The organism is Streptomyces malaysiensis subsp. malaysiensis, assembly GCF_040653035.1.
Lineage (GTDB): Bacteria > Actinomycetota > Actinomycetes > Streptomycetales > Streptomycetaceae > Streptomyces > Streptomyces malaysiensis.
This window is the reverse complement of the sequence record NZ_JBEZNG010000009.1, coordinates 64,299-81,267: the sequence shown is the minus strand read 5'-3', so window position 1 is coordinate 81,267 and position 16,969 is coordinate 64,299. Positions and strand designations below refer to the sequence as shown.

The following is a 16,969-nucleotide window of genomic DNA, read 5'->3' as shown; positions in this document are numbered from 1 at the left end:
TCCTCTGCGGCGAGAAACCTCACTGGGTCACCTCCGTCGCGGGGGCAGTGATCGTGACGACATCGCCGGGGCGGGCGCCCAGATCGCGGTGGACCCCGCCGCCGACGGAGGCCAGCGGCAGCCAGACCACCCGGTCGGGCATCGGGGTGATGCTCAGCGGCAGTTGGACGGAGCCGGCCGGGCCGGTGACCTGGACGAGCTGCCCGTCCTCGACCCCCGCCTCGTCCGCCGTGGCGGCCGACAGCCGGGCCACGGCCGCGTGGCGGGTCCCCGCCAGCGCCGGATCGCCGTCCTGGAGCCGGCCCTGGTCGAGCAGCAGCCGATGGCCGGCGAGCACCGCCTCGCCCTCGGCCGGCCGGGGCAGCGGACCGCCCGTCTCCAGCGAGGCCGTGGCGCGCGGGCCCTGCCAGGTGCCCAGCCGGGTCATCTCGGCGCGTACGGCCCCGACGTCCGGCAGGTCCAGGGGGGTCTCCAGCGCGTCGGCCAGCATGTGCAGCACCCGGGCGTCCGGAAGCGTATGACGGCGGGTCATCTGGTCGGGCTTGAGCGCCGCCTCGAACGGCCGGGCCCGTCCCTCCCAGTTGAGGAAGGTGCCGGACTTCTCGACGGCCGCCGCGACCGGCAGCACCACATCGGCCCGCTCGGTGACCTCCGAGGGCCGCTGCTCCAGGCTCACCACGAAGTCCACCGCGTCCAGGGCCTCAAGCGCGCGCGCCGGATCGGGCAGATCGGCGACCTCGACGCCCGCGACCAGCAGCGCGCCGAGCCCGCCGACCGCCGCGGCCTCGATGATCTGGCCGGTGTCCCGGCCCACCTGGTGCGGAAGGTCGGCAGTGCCCCAGACGGAGGAGACCTCCTCGCGGGCCCTCGGGTCGTGGGCCGGGCGGCCGCCGGGCAGCAGCCCGGGCAGCGCCCCCGCCTCGATCGCGCCCCGCTCCCCCGCCCGGCGCGGAATCCAGGCGAGCGTGGCCCCGGTGGCGGCGGCGGCCCGTACGGCGGCGGTCAGGCCGCCGGCCACGGACGCCAGCCGCTCGCCCACGATGATCACCGCGCCCTCTTCGCGCAGCGCCTCGGCGGCCCGCTCCCCGCTCTCGTCCAGACCGGTGCGGCCCGCGATGGCGTCCAGCCACTCGGTCTCGGTGCCCGGAGCGGCCGGCAGCAGCGTGCCGCCCGCCTTACGGAGGCCGCGGGTCTCGTGGGTGGCCAGTGAGAAGGTGCGCTGTCCGTGCTTGCGGTGCGCCTTGCGCAGCCGCAGGAAGACACCGGGCGACTCCTCCTCGGACTCGAAGCCGACCAGCAGCACGGCCGGGGCCTTCTCCAGCGTGGAGTAGGTGAGTCCGCCGCCGTCCAGGTCACGGCCCCGGCCCGCGATATGGGTGGCCAGGAAGTCGGCCTCCTCGTCGCTGTGCGTACGGGCCCGGAAGTCGATGTCGTTGGTGTCCAGGACCAGCCGTGCGAACTTCGCGTAGGCGTAGGCGTCCTCGACGGTCAGCCGGCCGCCGGTGAGCACTCCGGTGCGGCCGCGCGCCATCCCGAGCCCCTCGGCCGCCGCGTCCAGCGCCTCGGGCCAGCTCGCCGGCTCCAGCTTCCCGGACTCGCGGTCGCGCACCAGCGGGGTACTGAGCCGCTCCGGGAGCTGTGCGTAGCGGAAGCCGAAGCGGCCCTTGTCGCAGATCCACTCCTCGTTGACCTCGGGGTCGTCCGCGGCCATCCGCCGCATGACCTTGCCGCGCCGGTGGTCGGTGCGGGTCGCGCAGCCGCCCGCGCAGTGCTCGCACACGCTCGGCGAGGAGACCAGGTCGAAGGGGCGGGAGCGGAAGCGGTACGCCGCCGAGGTCAGGGCGCCCACCGGGCAGATCTGGATGGTGTTGCCGGAGAAGTACGACTCGAACGGGTCGCCCTCACCGGTGCCCACCTGCTGGAGCGCGCCCCGCTCCAGCAGCTCGATCATCGGGTCGCCCGCGATCTGGTTGGAGAAGCGGGTGCAGCGCGCGCACAGCACACAGCGCTCGCGGTCCAGCAGCACCTGGGCCGAGATCGGGACCGGCTTGGCGAACGTCCGCTTCTGGCCCTCGAACCGGCTGTCGGCCTGTCCGGCGCTCATCGCCTGGTTCTGGAGCGGGCACTCACCGCCCTTGTCGCAGACCGGGCAGTCCAGCGGGTGGTTGATCAGCAGCAGCTCCATCACCCCGCGCTGTGCCTTCTCGGCCACCGGCGAGGTGAGCTGCGTCTTGACCACCATCCCGTCGGTGCAGGTGATGGTGCAGGAGGCCATCGGCTTGCGCTGGCCCTCCACCTCGACGATGCACTGGCGGCAGGCGCCGGCCGGGTCGAGGAGCGGATGGTCGCAGAACCGCGGGATCTCGATGCCGAGCAGTTCGGCGGCGCGGATGACCAGCGTCCCCTTGGGGACGGAGATCTCGATCCCGTCGATGGTGACGGAGACCAGATCTTCTCGCGGCACCGCCGCCTCCCCGCCCGACGAGGGTGCGTTGGTGGTCACGGTCATGCGTTCACCCCCAGGTGAGTGGAGCGCGGCTCGTCGGCCCAGGCGGTGGATTTGGCCGGGTCGAACGGACAGCCTCCGCCGGTGATGTGCTGCTCGTACTCCTCGCGGAAGTACTTGAGCGAGGAGACGATGGGGCTGGCCGCCCCGTCGCCGAGGGCGCAGAAGGACTTGCCGTTGATGTTGTCGGCGATGTCCGCCAGCTTGTCGAGGTCGTCCATGCGCCCCTTACCGGCTTCGATGTCGCGCAACAGCTGGACCAGCCAGTAGGTGCCCTCGCGGCAGGGTGTGCACTTGCCGCAGGACTCATGCGCGTAGAACTCGGTCCAGCGGGTCACGGCCCGCACCACGCAGGTGGTCTCGTCGAAGCACTGGAGCGCCTTGGTGCCCAGCATCGACCCGGCCGCGCCCACGCCCTCGTAGTCCAGCGGGACGTCGAGGTGCTCATCGGTGAGCAGCGGGGTGGACGAGCCGCCCGGGGTCCAGAACTTCAGCCGGTGGCCGGGGCGCATCCCGCCGCTCATCTCGAGCAGCTGGCGCAGGGTGATCCCCAGCGGGCCCTCGTACTGTCCGGGGTTGGTCACATGGCCGGACAGCGAGTAGAGCGTGAAGCCCGGGGACTTCTCGCTGCCCATCGATCGGAACCATTCCTTGCCCTTGTTGAGGATCGCGGGAACAGAGGCGATGGACTCGACGTTGTTGACAACAGTGGGGCAGGCGTACAGACCGGCGACCGCGGGGAAGGGAGGCCGCAGCCGGGGCTGGCCACGGCGTCCCTCCAACGAGTCCAGCAGCGCCGTCTCTTCACCGCAGATGTACGCGCCGGCGCCGGCGTGCACGGTGATGTCGAGACCCGGAAGTCCATCCACCCCCAGCTTCTGCCGTCGCCGTTCCGCCGTGCCGAGGTAGCCCGCGTCGTACGCCTCGCGAACGGCCTCGTGCAGCCGCCGCAGCACGGGGACGACCTCGCCGCGCAGATAGATGAAGGCGTGTTCGGAGCGGATGGCGTGACAGGCGATGACCATGCCCTCGATGAGGGCGTGCGGATTGGCGTAGAGAAGGGGGATGTCCTTGCAGGTGCCCGGTTCCGACTCATCCGCGTTGACGACGAGATAGTGCGGTTTGCCATCGCCCTGCGGAATGAACTGCCACTTCATTCCGGTGGGGAAGCCGGCGCCGCCGCGTCCGCGCAGACCCGCGTCCTTCACCAGCGCGATCACCGCGTCGGGGTCCATGGCGAGGGCCTTGCGCATGCCCTCGTAGCCCTCGTGCCGCAGATAGGTGCGCAGGGCCCAGGAGTTGGGCTGGTCCCAGAACGCGGAGAGCACGGGTGCCAGCAGCTTCTCGGGGCTGTGCCCATTGATCTCGGTTGTCACGGTCATCACTCCCCCTCCTCGGCGACCGGACCGGCCGGGTGATGCGGATCGGAGGCGGAGGTCCGCTGCGGCGCGTCATGCGAGCTGGGATGCGTCGGCGGCGCCTCGTCCTGCGGAGCGTCCGCGGACCTCGGCGAGACGACCCGGCCGGGCGCGGTCTCCCCCTTGGCCAGCCGCAGCCCGACCAGCGAGGCGGGCCCCGCGGAGCCACCGGCCTCGACGGCGCCCGGACGGGCGTCGGGGAAGCCGGCCAGGATGCGGGCGGTCTCCTTGTAGGTGCACAGCGGCGCGCCCCGGGTCGGCTCGACGGTCCGGCCCGCCCGCAACTCGTCGACCAGCCGCTTGGCGGACTCGACGGTCTGGTTGTCGAAGAACTCCCAGTTGACCATCACCACGGGCGCGAAGTCGCAGGCCGCGTTGCACTCGATGTGCTCCAGGGTGACCTTGCCGTCCTCGGTGGTCTCCCCGTTGCCCACCCCCAGATGGCTCTGGAGCTCCTCGAAGATCGCGTCGCCGCCCATCACCGCGCACAGGGTGTTGGTGCACACCCCCACCTGGTAGTCGCCGGAGGGCTTGCGCCGGTACATCGTGTAGAAGGTCGCGACGGCGGTGACCTCGGCGGTGGTCAGGCCCAGCATCTCGGCGCAGAACCGCATCCCGGTACGGGTGACATGGCCCTCCTCGGACTGCACCAGATGCAGCAGCGGCAGCAGCGCGCTGCGGCTGTCCGGGTAGCGGGCGATCACCTCCCGGGCGTCCTCCTCGAGCCGGGTGCGCACCTCGGCCGGGTAGTCGGACGCCGGCAGCTCCGGCATCCCCAGCTGCACTTCGGCACTCACCGGTCCACTCCTCCCATCACGGGGTCGATGGACGCGACAGCGACGATCACATCGGCGACCTGACCGCCCTCGCACATCGCCGCCACGGCTTGCAGATTGGTGAAGGACGGGTCGCGGAAGTGGACGCGATACGGGCGGGTGCCGCCGTCGCTGACCACATGGGCGCCCAGTTCACCCTTGGGCGACTCGATCGCCGCGTACACCTGTCCCGGCGGGACCCGGAATCCCTCGGTCACCAGCTTGAAGTGGTGGATCAGGGCTTCCATCGAGGTGCCCATGATGTTCTTGATGTGATCCAGGGAGTTGCCGAGGCCGTCCGGGCCGAGCGCGAGCTGCGCGGGCCAGGCGATCTTCTTGTCCGCGACCATCACCGGACCCGGCTCCAGCCGCTCCAGGCACTGCTCGACGATCCGCAGCGACTGGCGCATCTCCTCCAGCCGGATCAGGAAGCGGCCGTAGGCATCGCAGGTGTCGGCGGTCGGCACCTCGAAGTCATAGGTGTCATAGCCGCAGTACGGATCGGTTTTGCGCAGATCGTGCGGCAGCCCGGTGGCCCGCAGTATCGGGCCGGTCACACCGAGCGCCATACAGCCGGCGAGGTCGAGGTAGCCCACGTCCTGGAGCCGGGCCTTGAAGATCGGGTTCCCGGTGGCCAGCTTGTCGTACTCGGGCAGGTTCTTGCGCATGGTCTTGAGCACGGCCCGGATCTGGTCGACCGCCCCGGGCGGCAGATCCTGGGCGAGCCCGCCGGGCCGGACGTACGCGTGGTTCATCCGCAGGCCGGTGATCAGCTCGAAGATGTCCAGGATCAGCTCGCGGTCGCGGAAGCCGTAGATCATGATGGTGGTCGCGCCGAGCTCCATACCGCCGGTGGCGATGGCCACCAGATGCGAGGAGAGCCGGTTGAGCTCCATCAGCAGCACCCGGATCACCGAGGCCCGGTCCGGGACCTGGTCCTCGATACCGAGCAGCTTCTCGACGCCCAGGCAGTACGCCGCCTCGTTGTAGAACGGCGTCAGATAGTCCATGCGCGTCACGAAGGTGGTGCCCTGCGTCCAGTTCCGGAATTCGAGGTTCTTCTCGATTCCGGTGTGCAGATAGCCGATTCCGCAGCGGGCCTCGGTGACCGTCTCGCCGTCGATCTCCAGGATCAGCCGGAGCACCCCGTGGGTGGAGGGGTGCTGCGGACCCATGTTGACGATGATCCGCTCGTCGTCGGCCTTCGCCGCGGCGGCCACGACCTCGTCCCAGTCGCCGCCGGTGACGGTGTAGACGGTGCCTTCGGTCGTCTCGCGCGCGGACGCCGAGGGCGTTGCGTGGGGGGCAGTCATCAGCTGTACGACCTCCGCTGGTCCGGAGCCGGGATCTGGGCGCCCTTGTACTCGACGGGGATGCCGCCGAGCGGGTAGTCCTTGCGTTGCGGGAAGCCCTGCCAGTCGTCGGGCATCATGATCCGCGTCAGCGCGGGATGGCCGTCGAAGATCAGGCCGAAGAAGTCGTAGGTCTCGCGCTCATGCCAGTCGTTGGTCGGATAGACATCGACGATCGACGGGATGTGCGGGTCGTCATCCGGAGCGCTCACCTCCAGCCGGAGCACCCGGCCATGGGTGATCGACCGCAGATGGTAGACGGCGTGCAGCTCACGGCCCTTGTCGCCGGGGAAGTGCACTCCGCTGACGCCGGTGCACAGCTCGAAGCGGAGCGCCGGGTCGTCGCGCAGGGTCCGGGCGACCCGCGGCAGGTGCTCGCGGGCGATGTGGAAGGTCAGCTCACCGCGGTCCACGACGGTCTTCTCGATCGCGTTCTCCGGGAGCAGCGACTGCTCCTCGAGCGCGCCCTCGAGTTCGTCGGCGACCTCGTCGAACCAGCCCCCGTACGGCCGGGTGGCCTGGCCGGGCAGCCGTACGGGGCGCACCAGACCGCCGTAGCCGGTGGTGTCGCCGCCGTTGTTGGCGCCGAACATCCCGCGCTGGACGCGGATGGGCTCGCCCTGGTCGCCGCGGCGGCCGGGGAGGTTCTCGGCATTGAGGTCCTTGTCGGGGTTGACCCCGTTGGCCCCGTTGGCCCCGTTATCACTCACCGGAGCAGCCCCTTCATCTCGATCATCGGCAACGCCTTCAGCGCCGCCTCCTCCGCCTCACGGGCCGCGCGCTCGCGATTGACGCCGAGCTTCTCCTCGCGGATCTTCTGATGCAGCTTGAGGATCGAGTCCATGAGCATCTCGGGGCGCGGCGGACAGCCGGGCAGATAGATGTCGACCGGGACGATGTGATCGACGCCCTGCACGATCGCGTAGTTGTTGAACATCCCTCCGGAGGATGCGCAGACGCCCATGGAGATGACCCACTTCGGGTTCGGCATCTGGTCGTAGACCTGGCGCAGCACCGGGGCCATCTTCTGGCTGACGCGCCCGGCAACGATCATCAGATCGGCCTGGCGGGGCGAGCCGCGGAAGACCTCCATGCCGAAGCGCGCGAGGTCGTAGCGCCCCGCACCGGTGGTCATCATTTCGATGGCGCAGCAGGCCAGCCCGAAGGTGGCCGGAAAGACGGAGGACTTACGGGCCAGCCCGGCGGCCTCTTCCACGGTGGTGAGCAAGAACCCACTCGGGAGCTTCTCTTCGATACCCATGCGATGTTTCCCCTATCTCCTCTAGAGCCCCTTTTAGTCCCACTCCAGGCCACCGCGCCGCCATACGTACGCATAGGCGACGAAGACGGTGAGCACGAAGAGGAGCATCTCCACGAGCCCGAACAGGCCGAGGGCGTCGAAGGTGACCGCCCAGGGGTAGAGGAAGACGATCTCGATGTCGAAGACGATGAAGAGCATCGCCGTCAGGTAGTACTTGATGGGGAAGCGCCCACCGCCGGCCGGATGCGGAGTCGGCTCGATGCCGCACTCATAGGCTTCGAGCTTGGCCCGGTTGTAGCGCCTGGGGCCGATGATCGCGGCCATCAGAACCGAGAAGATCGCAAAACCAGCCCCGAGGGCTCCCAGTACGAGGATGGGCGCGTATGCGTTCACCGTCCTCGCTCCCTTCAGTCGACGATGACTGCTTGGCGGACCGCACGGACATGCCGCCGCCCCACGAAGATCGCGCACATGTGAGGCAGTTCACAAGCCGTTTCGCCTGCATCTTATGCCCGTCGGTCTGTGATCTGCGACACGGGGTACGACAACGTCTTTGTGATCTCCACCACCTGACGAAGGATCATGAAGTCGGATGAGCGGTGATCTTGTACATGAAGCATCCGAACGACCACGAGAAGTGACATTCGAAGACGTCATCACAGGTGAGCGCGTTGCGCGCCTACCAAGACATGGTACATACATGCAAATTTGCTATGGGCGGCGTCAGCTGATAAGAGTCCGCCATCCCCATGAGTGACCTTGGTCCCGGGCGCCAATTGATCACCGGCTCGCGCACGCGTTCACGAGCGGCTCGGGGCGAGTGAGGTATCCCACGCCCGGACGGGTTGTGGATCTAGATTTCACGGGAACCCTTTGTACACGGGCCGCATCGATGCTAGGCCGCCCACAGTCACCGCATGGCCCTCAAATGCCGTGCGTAGAGACATGATCGAGAAATTCGGGCATGGCGGCCGGATGGCCCAGGAAGATCATTTGGCCCGGTTTTTGGACGTGTGCACGCCAAATGTGGCGCACCCCACTTTTGTTGATCTGGGCCTTAGGGCCCTGGTAGCCAGTGACCTATGTCCCCAGTCGCACACATACCCAGCCACCGGAAGCCCCGCCAAGCCGCGTCGACGCGTGCTCTCCGCGCAGGGGTGACCGGTGGCTTCCTCACCCTCGCGGTGGCCGGTGCCGCGGTGCCCGCCTCCGCCGCCGAGTCCAACGCCGCTCCCGCCGAGTCCACCCTGGAGATGCCGACCGTCAGCGCCACGCTGGCGAGCACGGCCGCCCAGACCGCCGACGCCACACAGCAGGCCGCGTCGGACTACGAGCTCCAGGCGCAGCAGGACCAAGCGGCCGCCCACGCGAAGACCGCCGCCAAGAAGGCCAAGGCGGAGGCCGACCGCAAGGCGAAGGAAGCCCAGGAAGCCCGGGAGGCGGCCCGTAAGGCGGCCGCCAAGCGCGCGGCCGAGGCCAAGGCCCAGGCGGCGAAGGCGTCGCGCTCGGCCGAGCGCACCACGCTCTCCACCGCCAGTGTCAGCAACGCCACCGGCAATGCCGCGACGCTGATCAGCTTCCTGAAGGCACAGCTGGGCAAGGCGTATGTGCTCGGCTCCAGCGGTCCGTCCTCCTACGACTGCTCCGGGCTGACCCAGGCCGCCTTCAAGCAGATCGGCGTGAGCCTGCCGCGGGTCTCCCAGGACCAGTCCACCACCGGCACCCCGGTCTCGCTGGACTCCCTCCAGCCGGGCGACCTGCTCTACTGGGGCAGCGCCGGCAGCGCCTACCACGTCGGCGTCTACGTCGGTGGCGGCAAGTTCATCGGCGCCCAGAACCCGAGCACCGGGATCGTCGAGCGCTCGCTGGACTACGACATGCCCACCGGGGCCGTGCGCGTCCTGTAAGGCGCGTTCGCGCGATCCATAAGGCGCTCATGCGCTCCGTAAGGCGCTCACGCGCCCTGTACGGCTCGCGCGTCCCCTGTCGGGCCCCTTGTGCGTCCTTGTAGGCGTGAGGCCGCCGTTCCGCCGTGGACGGCGGCCTCACGTCCCTACTGTGCGTAGACCTTCTCCAGGAACTCGCCGAGGAGGTCGTCGCTGAGGTGATGGGCCAGATCCGCCTCGGAGATCATTCCGACCAGTCGCTTGTTCTGGTCGATCACCGGCAGCCTGCGGATCCTGTGCTCCTCCATCTCCCGCAGGACGTCACTGACATCGGCCTCCGCGGGAATCCAGCGCGGGGTGCCCTTGGTGAGCGCCCCGACGGGTGTCCCGGACGGGTCGGCGCTCTCCGCGATGCATCCGACGACGATGTCCCGGTCGGTGACGATGCCGCACAGCCGCTCATTGGCGTCGCTGACCGGCAGGGCCCCCACGCCCAGGTCCCGCATCAGCTGGGAGGCGCGCAGTACCGTCTCGTGCTCCGACACCCACTGCGCGCCCGGGTGCATGATGTCCGCTGCCTTCGTCATGGCGTACCTCCTGCCAGGCCCACCGGCGGTGGATCCGGCCCCGTGAGCCCCATCGATCCGGCGTCGCCGCGGCTGACGCGCACGGCGCCCCCGCCTTCATTGTCACCACCGCCCCACGGCGACGTCATGTCGAGCCCGGCGGCGGCTGTCGGTGCCCGGTGCCAGACTGAGTAACGAGGCATTCCCGCACAGAAGCAGGCAATTGCAGAACGAGGCAATCTCCGGCAGGACTCCGTGTGCCTTCGCGCCCGACCGTCGAAGGAGCGCCCATGCTCACCACCGATTACGTCCCCGGCGCCCCCAACTGGCTCGATCTTGGCGCCTCCGACACCGAAGCGGCCGTGGCCTTCTACGGCTCCCTGATGGGCTGGCACTTCGAGTCGGCCGGCCCCGAAGCGGGCGGGTACGGCTTCTTCACCCTGGACCGCAGAACCGTCGCCGCCGTCGGGCCACTCACCGAGGAGGGCGCACGGCCCGCCTGGACGCCGTATTTCCACACCCGTGACGCCGAGGCGACCGCCCGGACCGTGGACCAGGCGGGCGGCACGGTGCGGCTCGCCCCGTTCGACGTCTTCGAGGAAGGGCGGATGGCCCAGTTCACCGATCCCGGCGGGGCCCGCTTCGCCGTCTGGCAGCCCGGCAGGACGGCGGGGCTGGACGCGGTCAACGACCCGGGCACCCTGTGCTGGACCGAGCTGCACTCCCCCGACCCCGCCACGGACCTGGCCTTCTACCGCAAGGTCTTCGGCTGGGACGCCGAGGAAATGCCCTTCCCCGGCGGGACGTACACGATGCTGATGACCTCCGGCGCCGGCCGGGAGGGCTCCTTCGGCGGCGTCGCCCAGCTCCAGGAGGGGCATTCGACGCCGCCGCAGTGGCTGCCGTATTTCGAGGTGGCGGACTGCGACGCGGTGGTGGCCAAGGGGCAGGACCTGGGCGGCTCGGTGCTGATGCCGGCCATGTCGGCCGAGGGGATCGGCCGGATGGCCTGGCTGACGGATACGGTCCGGGCGCCGTTCGGCGTCATAGCGAGCGGCGGCCCGGGGGCGTAAGCGCTGCGCTCGCTGGACGTGCCGCGATGCGTGTGTGCCGCGATACGTCTGTGCCGCGATGCGTTGTCGGGCGGCTGCGGCGCCGTTGTGGCTGGGCGCGCAGTTCCCCGCGCCCCTTCGGGGCGCCGGCCGCCCTTCGGTCGAGCCGAGTCCCTTACGGCGATCGTCAGGCGCGCGGGGTCACCTTTGTCAGGCCGTTGATGATGCGGTCCATCGCGTCGCCGCCGGTCGGATCCGTCAGATTCGCCAGCAGCTTGAGGGTGAACCGCATCAGCATCGGATGCGTCAGCCCGCGCTGCGCCGCCAGCTTCATGACCGTCGGATTGCCGATCAGCTTCACGAACGCCCGGCCCAGCGTGTAGTAGCCGCCGTAGGTGTCCTTGAGGACCTTCGGGTAGCGCTGGAGGGCCAGTTCGCGCTGGGGGGCGGTGGCGCGGGCATGGGCCTGGACGATCACGTCCGCGGCGATCTGCCCGGATTCCATCGCGTAGGCGATGCCCTCGCCGTTGAACGGGTTGACCATGCCGCCCGCGTCCCCGACGAGCAGCAGCCCGCGGGTGTAGTGCGGCTGCCGGTTGAAGGCCATCGGGAGGGCGGCGCCGCGGATCGGGCCGGTCATGTTCTCCGGGGTGTAGCCCCAGTCCTCCGGCATCGAGGCGCACCACGCCTTGAGGACCTCACGCCAGTCGAGCTCCTTGAAGGAGGACGAGGTGTTGAGGACGCCCAGGCCCACATTGCTCGTACCGTCGCCCATGCCGAAGACCCAGCCGTAGCCGGGCAGCAGCCGGTCCTCCGCGCCGCGCCGGTCCCACAACTCCAGCCAGGACTCCAGGTAGTCGTCGTCATGGCGGGGCGAGGTGAAGTACGTCCGCACGGCCACGCCCATCGGGCGGTCCTCGCGCCGGTGCAGCCCCATGGCGAGCGAGAGCCGGGTGGAGTTGCCGTCGGCGGCGACCACCAGGGGCGCGTGGAAGGTGACGGGCGTCCTCTCCTCACCCAGCTTCGCCTCGACCCCGGTGATCCGGCCGGTGCGCTCGTCGATGATCGGCGCGCCCACATTGCAGCGCTCGTACAGCCGCGCCCCGGCCTTCTGCGCCTGCCGCGCCAGCTGCTCGTCGAAGTCGTCGCGCTTACGGACCAGGCCGTAGTCGGGGTACGCGGCCAGGTCCGGCCAGTCGAGTTGCAGCCGCACTCCGCCGGCGATGATCCGCAGGCCGCGGTTGCGCAGCCAGCCCGCCTCCTCGGAGATGTCGATGCCCATGGACACGAGCTGCTTGGTGGCGCGCGGGGTCAGTCCGTCACCGCACACCTTCTCGCGCGGAAAGGCCGTCTTCTCCAGCAGCAGCACATCCAGCCCCGCCTTGGCGAGGTAGTACGCGGTGGCGGAGCCGGCCGGCCCGGCGCCGACGACGATCACATCGGCGCTGCGCTCCGAGATCCCGGAGGACGCGCTCTCGGTGGGTGCGGTCTCGCTCACGCGGGGTCTCCCCAAGCCTCGGTAACAGCGTGCCGGTCGCACCGGTCACTGGACATGTGCAGAGTCTATGGGGGCCGGGACCCGGGCACTCGCGAAGGGCCGTCCCCCGCGGCCCGCCCGGAGAACCGCCCATGGCCGCCTTACGGTTCGCACGGCCGCCTTACGGTCGGCACGGCCCGCTTCTTACGGCTCGTGCCGACCGCCCTACGCGCCCGTACCGGCACCGGCCGCCCTATGGCTTGTACGCCCGGTGGAGGGCCACCACACCGCTGGTGAGATCGCGCCAGGCCGGGCGCTCCCAGCCGGCCGACCGCAGCCGGGCGGCGAGACCGGGCTGGTCCGGCCAGGCGCGGATGGACTCGGCGAGGTAGACATACGCGTCCGGGTTGCTGCTGACCGACGTCGCGATCGGCGGCAGCGCGCGCATCAGATACTCGGTGTAGACCGTGCGGAACGGCTCCCATGTGGGGTGGCTGAACTCGCAGATGACGATGCGTCCGCCGGGCCGGGTCACCCGCAGCATCTCGCCCAGCGCCCCTTGCGTGTCCTGGACGTTGCGCAGCCCGAAGGAGATCGTGACGGCGTCGAAGACCCCGTCCGCGAAGGGCAGCCGGGTGGCGTCGCCCGCCGTCAGCGGCAGCCGCGGATGGCGCCGCTTGCCCTCGCGGAGCATCCCGAGCGAGAAGTCGCACGGCACCACGTACGCGCCCGCCGCCAGGAAGGGCAGCGAGGACGTCCCCGTACCGGCGGCGAGGTCGAGCACCCGCTCGCCGGGGCGCGCGGCCACGGCCCGGGCGACCTCCTTGCGCCACAGCCGGGTCAGCCCGAGCGACAGCACATCGTTGGTGAGGTCGTATTTGGCCGCCACGCCGTCGAACATGGCGGCGACTTCATGCGGCTGCTTGTCCAGGGATGCTCGGCTCACGCCCCCCATTGTTCACCTCGTCGCCCCGGGCCCCCGCGCGGGGCCCGCCGCGCCGCGGCGGCGCCGTGCCCGAGCCGTGCCGGTGCTTCGGTGGCCGGTGCCTCGGCCGCCGGTCCCTCAGCGGCGCCGGTGCACCAGCCGCCCCGCCACCACCGTGGCCAGGCACTCGCCGTCCGCGTCGAAGACGGCCAGGTCCGCACGGCCCGCCGGGGCGAGGGCGGGCGGCCGCGGCCGGTCCAGGACGGCGATGCCGCCCCGGTGGGCGGCCGCGCGCAGCTCGGCGTCGTCGAGGTGGCGCGTGAGGACGGCGGTCGCGCCCCGCCGCAGCAGGGCGTGGATCCGCTCCCGCGGGCTGGGCGCGTCCGGCACCGGGCCCTCGTGGACAAGGGCCGGGCCGAGCTCCCCGGGCCACTCCCGCACCCGGGCCCGTGGATAGGTCCGCCGCAGCTCCTCCAAGGGACCGATGGCCGCGATGCGGTCGCCGTCGACCGCGACGGCTGCGTCGTGCAGCGGCGCCGCGTCGCCGGGGGTGCGCCGGACGACGGGCGCCGCGTGGAGCGTGAGCATCAGGACGCCTGGATCACCGTCAGCTCGGGGTGGGCCGTGCCCCCGTCGATCGCGGTGGAGGACAGATGCGAGACGACGTGGTCGTCGACCGGGTCGTTCGCCGGGTCGTCGTGCACCAGCAGGTGCTCGTACGTCGTCGCGCGCTGCGCGGGGACCCGGCCGGCGGCGCGGATGAGGTGGAGCAGCTCCATCCGGTTGGAGCGGTGGCGGGCGCCGGCCGAGGAGACCACGTTCTCCTCCAGCATCACCGAGCCGAGGTCGTCCGCCCCGTAGTGCAGGGCCAGCTGACCGGCCTCCTTGCCGACGGTCAGCCAGGAACCCTGGATATGGGCCACGTTGTCGAGGAACAGCCGGGCGATGGCGATCATCCGCAGGTATTCGAAGACGGTCGCCTGCGTACGGCCCTTCAGATGGTTGTTCTCGGGCTGGTAGGTATACGGGATGAAGGCGCGGAAGCCGCCCGTACGGTCCTGCACATCGCGGATCATGCGGAGGTGCTCGATCCGCTCGGCGTTGGTCTCGCCGGTGCCCATCAGCATGGTGGTGGTGGACTCCACGCCGAGGTTATGGGCGATCTCCATGATCTCCAGCCAGCGCTCACCGGACTCCTTCAGCGGCGCGATGGCCTTGCGCGGCCGCTCGGGCAGCAGCTCGGCGCCCGCGCCAGCGAAGGAGTCGAGACCGGCCGCGTGGATACGGCGGATGGCCTCCTCGGCCGGGACGCCCGAGATCCGCGCCATGTGCTCGACCTCGGACGCCCCCAGCGAGTGGATCACCAGCTGCGGGAACGCCTTCTTGATCGCCGCGAAGTGCTTCTCGTAGTACTCCACACCGTAGTCCGGGTGGTGGCCGCCCTGGAACATGATCTGTGTGCCGCCGAGCTCGACGGTCTCCGCGCAGCGCCGCAGGATGTCGTCGAGATCGCGGGTCCAGCCCTTCGCCGTGTCCTTCGGCGGGGCGTAGAAGGCGCAGAACTTGCACGCCGTCACGCAGACGTTGGTGTAGTTGATATTCCGTTCGATGATGTACGTCGCGATGTGCTCGGTGCCCGCGTAGCGACGGCGCCGCACCGCGTCGGCCGCGGCCCCCAGCGCGTGCAGCGGAGCCGAGCGGTAAAGGTCGAGCGCCTCTTGAGGGGTGATCCGACCACCGTCGGCGGCGCGGTCGAGGACTGCCTGCACCTCTGCGTTTGCGGTCACCGGGGCGTACCTTTCGGAGGTTTATGGATGGACCGGGCCAGAGTACGCCACGGCCTGTACGCCTGTACGAGTACGTGTCGGGCACATCCGTACCCGCCCTCCACGCTCACTTGAGCTTGCGCAAAGTGCCCGTGGGGTCGCCCGCCGCCTTGTCCTTCGCCTGGTAGCTGAGCGTCCCGTCGGAAGTGAGGGTGAACTGCTCGTCCGTCGAGGCGTCGCTGCACCCCTGCTGGGGCTCGGAGCCCTTGAGACGCGCGTCGAGGTGGAGCTCCTTAGGGGCCGCCGAGACCAGCTTCCAGGTGCTGTCGCAGCGCAGCACGGACAGCTTGACCCGGCCGCTGGCCACGTCCTGGCCGGTGCGCCCCTGCCGGAAAGTGATGGTGAGCGTGCCCACCGGAATGCCGGAGTCGGAGGTCAGATCGCCCTGCCAGGTGCCGAGGAACGGCTTGGGCACGGCACCGCTTCCGGAATCGGCGTCTCCGTCTCCCGGGTTCTGTTCGGTGGCGGACGGGTGGGGCTTCCCGGCGCTCTGGTCCTTGCTGTCGCCGGAGTCGCCGGGCAGCACCTTGAAGAGCACGGCAGCCGTCGTCGCCACGGCCAGCGCGCCCGCGACGGACAGCACCAGCGTGCAGCTCAGCGCCCTGGGACGCTTCTTACCGCCGACGGCGGCCGAGAGCGAGACACCGCGGCCGCCCGGCTCCGGCGCCGACGGGGAGGGGAGCGGATGGCCGACGGGCCGATCCTTCGCGGGCGGCCCGCCGACGTACGACGGGTCGGGCGGGCCGAAGGCGCCCAGCACGGGCGCGGCCGAGCCCGGGGCGGGCGGCGGGGTCGGGGCCGAGGCGGGCGGCGTGGTCGGGGCCAAGGAAGGCGGCGGGGTCGGACGGTCCTCGGCGCGCGGCCCGGCGTCGAACGGCAAGGCGGGCGGCTGTGTGGCCGGCGGCCCGGCATCGGAGGGTTCCGCCGCGGACGGCGGGGCCACGGCCTCCGCCTCCAGGTCGAGCAGCTCCACCACCTGCCGGCTCACCCGCTCGACCACCGCCCCCGGCAGCCAGCCCGGCCGTGCGAGCCCCGAGGCGCCGTCCTCCGGGGCGAGCCGCCGCACGATCTGCTCGGGGGTGGGGCGGTCGGCCGGGTTCTTGGCGAGGCACGCGGCCACCAGATCGCGCAGCTCTCCGGTCAGCTCGGGGCCGAACCGGGGCTCGTCGTGCACCACCTTGTAGAGCAGCGCGGCCGAGGTGTCGCCAGGGAACGGCGGTTCGCCGGTCGCCGCGTACGCCAGCACCGCGCCCAGGGAGAAGACATCGGCCGCGCCCTCGACGCCCTCGCCCAGGATCTGCTCGGGCGCCATATAGCCGGGCGAGCCGATGGAGGCGCCGGTCGAAGTCAGCGACACCGTGCCCTCGGTGGCCCGGGCGATGCCGAAGTCGATCAGACGCGGACCGTCGAGCGCCAGCAGCACATTGGACGGTTTGACGTCGCGGTGGACCAGGCCGAGGGCGTGCACCGCGGCCAGCGCCTCGGCGAGCCCCGCACCCAGAGCCCGCACCGACGGCTCGGGCAGCGGCCCCTCGTCGGACACCGCCTGGTTGAGCGGCGGGCCCGCCACATAGCCGGTGGCCACCCACGGAATGCGCGCCTCCGGGTCGGCGTCCAGAACCGGTGCGGTGAAGGCGCCGCCGACCCGGCGCGCGGCGTCGACCTCGCGCCGGAAGCGGGCGCGGAATTCCTCGTCCAGCGCGAAATGGGCGTGCACCACCTTCACCGCGACCGTGCGCCCGCCCGCGCTGCGCCCCACAAAGACCCGGCCCATACCGCCCGAACCGAGCCGTCCGAGCAGCCGGTAGGCGCCCATGATCTGTGGATCGTCCGGTCCCAGCGGCTCCATCGCGTTGCCTCCCCCTCCGTGCGCCGGTCCAGCTTA

Annotated in this window: 15 protein-coding genes; 2 read left to right on the top strand and 13 right to left on the bottom strand. The window is 70.7% G+C overall.

From position 1 onward, the window contains the following. Positions 1 to 19: 19 nt before the first annotated feature. From AB0E24_RS20020 to AB0E24_RS19990, 7 genes are read right to left on the bottom strand one after another with little or no spacing between them, the layout of a single operon-like run. Positions 20 to 2,509 (bottom strand): NADH-quinone oxidoreductase subunit G, encoded by a 2,490-nt coding sequence (locus AB0E24_RS20020; RefSeq protein WP_359378617.1) that lies wholly within the window; start codon positions 2,507 to 2,509, stop codon positions 20 to 22. Then, positions 2,506 to 3,888, bottom strand: a complete 1,383-nt coding sequence (nuoF, locus tag AB0E24_RS20015; protein ID WP_099014526.1) for an NADH-quinone oxidoreductase subunit NuoF — start codon at positions 3,886 to 3,888, stop codon at positions 2,506 to 2,508. Before nuoF ends, AB0E24_RS20020 begins: the two co-directional genes overlap by 4 nt. Further along, positions 3,888 to 4,697 (bottom strand): NADH-quinone oxidoreductase subunit NuoE, encoded by an 810-nt coding sequence (nuoE, locus tag AB0E24_RS20010; protein WP_069865654.1) that lies wholly within the window; start codon positions 4,695 to 4,697, stop codon positions 3,888 to 3,890. Before nuoE ends, nuoF begins: the two co-directional genes overlap by 1 nt. Before the next feature lie 20 nt (positions 4,698 to 4,717). After that, a complete protein-coding gene (locus tag AB0E24_RS20005; RefSeq protein WP_069865347.1) occupies positions 4,718 to 6,052 on the bottom strand; it encodes an NADH-quinone oxidoreductase subunit D in 1,335 nt (444 codons plus the stop codon). Beyond that, positions 6,052 to 6,801, bottom strand: a complete 750-nt coding sequence (locus tag AB0E24_RS20000) for an NADH-quinone oxidoreductase subunit C (protein WP_069865349.1) — start codon at positions 6,799 to 6,801, stop codon at positions 6,052 to 6,054. The genes AB0E24_RS20005 and AB0E24_RS20000 overlap by 1 nt, the downstream gene beginning before the upstream one ends. Then, complete coding sequence (locus AB0E24_RS19995; protein ID WP_069865351.1) at positions 6,798 to 7,352, bottom strand: NuoB/complex I 20 kDa subunit family protein; 555 nt, start codon at positions 7,350 to 7,352, stop codon at positions 6,798 to 6,800. Before AB0E24_RS19995 ends, AB0E24_RS20000 begins: the two co-directional genes overlap by 4 nt. Before the next feature lie 33 nt (positions 7,353 to 7,385). Beyond that, a complete protein-coding gene (locus AB0E24_RS19990; protein ID WP_069865353.1) occupies positions 7,386 to 7,745 on the bottom strand; it encodes an NADH-quinone oxidoreductase subunit A in 360 nt (119 codons plus the stop codon). 689 nt (positions 7,746 to 8,434) lie between these two features. Between AB0E24_RS19990 and AB0E24_RS19985 the strand changes: the two genes are divergently transcribed. After that, positions 8,435 to 9,259: a C40 family peptidase gene (locus AB0E24_RS19985; protein ID WP_079258541.1), complete on the top strand. Its 825-nt coding sequence runs from the start codon at positions 8,435 to 8,437 to the stop codon at positions 9,257 to 9,259. A gap of 146 nt (positions 9,260 to 9,405) precedes the next feature. Here AB0E24_RS19985 and AB0E24_RS19980 read toward each other — a convergent pair whose 3' ends face one another. After that, positions 9,406 to 9,825 (bottom strand): CBS domain-containing protein, encoded by a 420-nt coding sequence (locus AB0E24_RS19980; protein WP_069865356.1) that lies wholly within the window; start codon positions 9,823 to 9,825, stop codon positions 9,406 to 9,408. A 269-nt stretch (positions 9,826 to 10,094) separates the two neighbouring features. On the opposite strand from AB0E24_RS19980, the gene AB0E24_RS19975 reads away from it, so the two are divergent. Further along, entirely contained in the window at positions 10,095 to 10,877 is a 783-nt protein-coding gene (locus AB0E24_RS19975) for a VOC family protein (RefSeq protein ID WP_069865358.1), read from the top strand. A 166-nt stretch (positions 10,878 to 11,043) separates the two neighbouring features. On the opposite strand, the gene AB0E24_RS19970 is transcribed toward AB0E24_RS19975, so the two are convergent. The 5 genes from AB0E24_RS19970 to AB0E24_RS19950 all read right to left on the bottom strand — a co-directional run bounded on the left by AB0E24_RS19970 (position 11,044) and on the right by AB0E24_RS19950 (position 16,933). Continuing rightward, complete coding sequence (locus tag AB0E24_RS19970) at positions 11,044 to 12,354, bottom strand: geranylgeranyl reductase family protein (protein ID WP_283885226.1); 1,311 nt, start codon at positions 12,352 to 12,354, stop codon at positions 11,044 to 11,046. A gap of 232 nt (positions 12,355 to 12,586) precedes the next feature. Then, entirely contained in the window at positions 12,587 to 13,279 is a 693-nt protein-coding gene (locus AB0E24_RS19965) for a demethylmenaquinone methyltransferase (protein WP_147967015.1), read from the bottom strand. A gap of 117 nt (positions 13,280 to 13,396) precedes the next feature. After that, positions 13,397 to 13,846 carry an imidazolonepropionase-like domain-containing protein gene (locus AB0E24_RS19960; RefSeq protein ID WP_257634500.1) on the bottom strand — a complete coding sequence of 150 codons (450 nt, stop codon included), beginning with the start codon at positions 13,844 to 13,846 and terminating at the stop codon, positions 13,397 to 13,399. Continuing rightward, positions 13,846 to 15,045, bottom strand: coding sequence for a cyclic dehypoxanthinyl futalosine synthase (gene mqnC, locus AB0E24_RS19955; RefSeq protein ID WP_069865362.1), 1,200 nt, complete (start codon positions 15,043 to 15,045; stop codon positions 13,846 to 13,848). Before mqnC ends, AB0E24_RS19960 begins: the two co-directional genes overlap by 1 nt. Before the next feature lie 106 nt (positions 15,046 to 15,151). After that, positions 15,152 to 16,933: a serine/threonine-protein kinase gene (locus tag AB0E24_RS19950; protein WP_359378607.1), complete on the bottom strand. Its 1,782-nt coding sequence runs from the start codon at positions 16,931 to 16,933 to the stop codon at positions 15,152 to 15,154. Between the last annotated feature and the right edge of the window lie 36 nt (positions 16,934 to 16,969).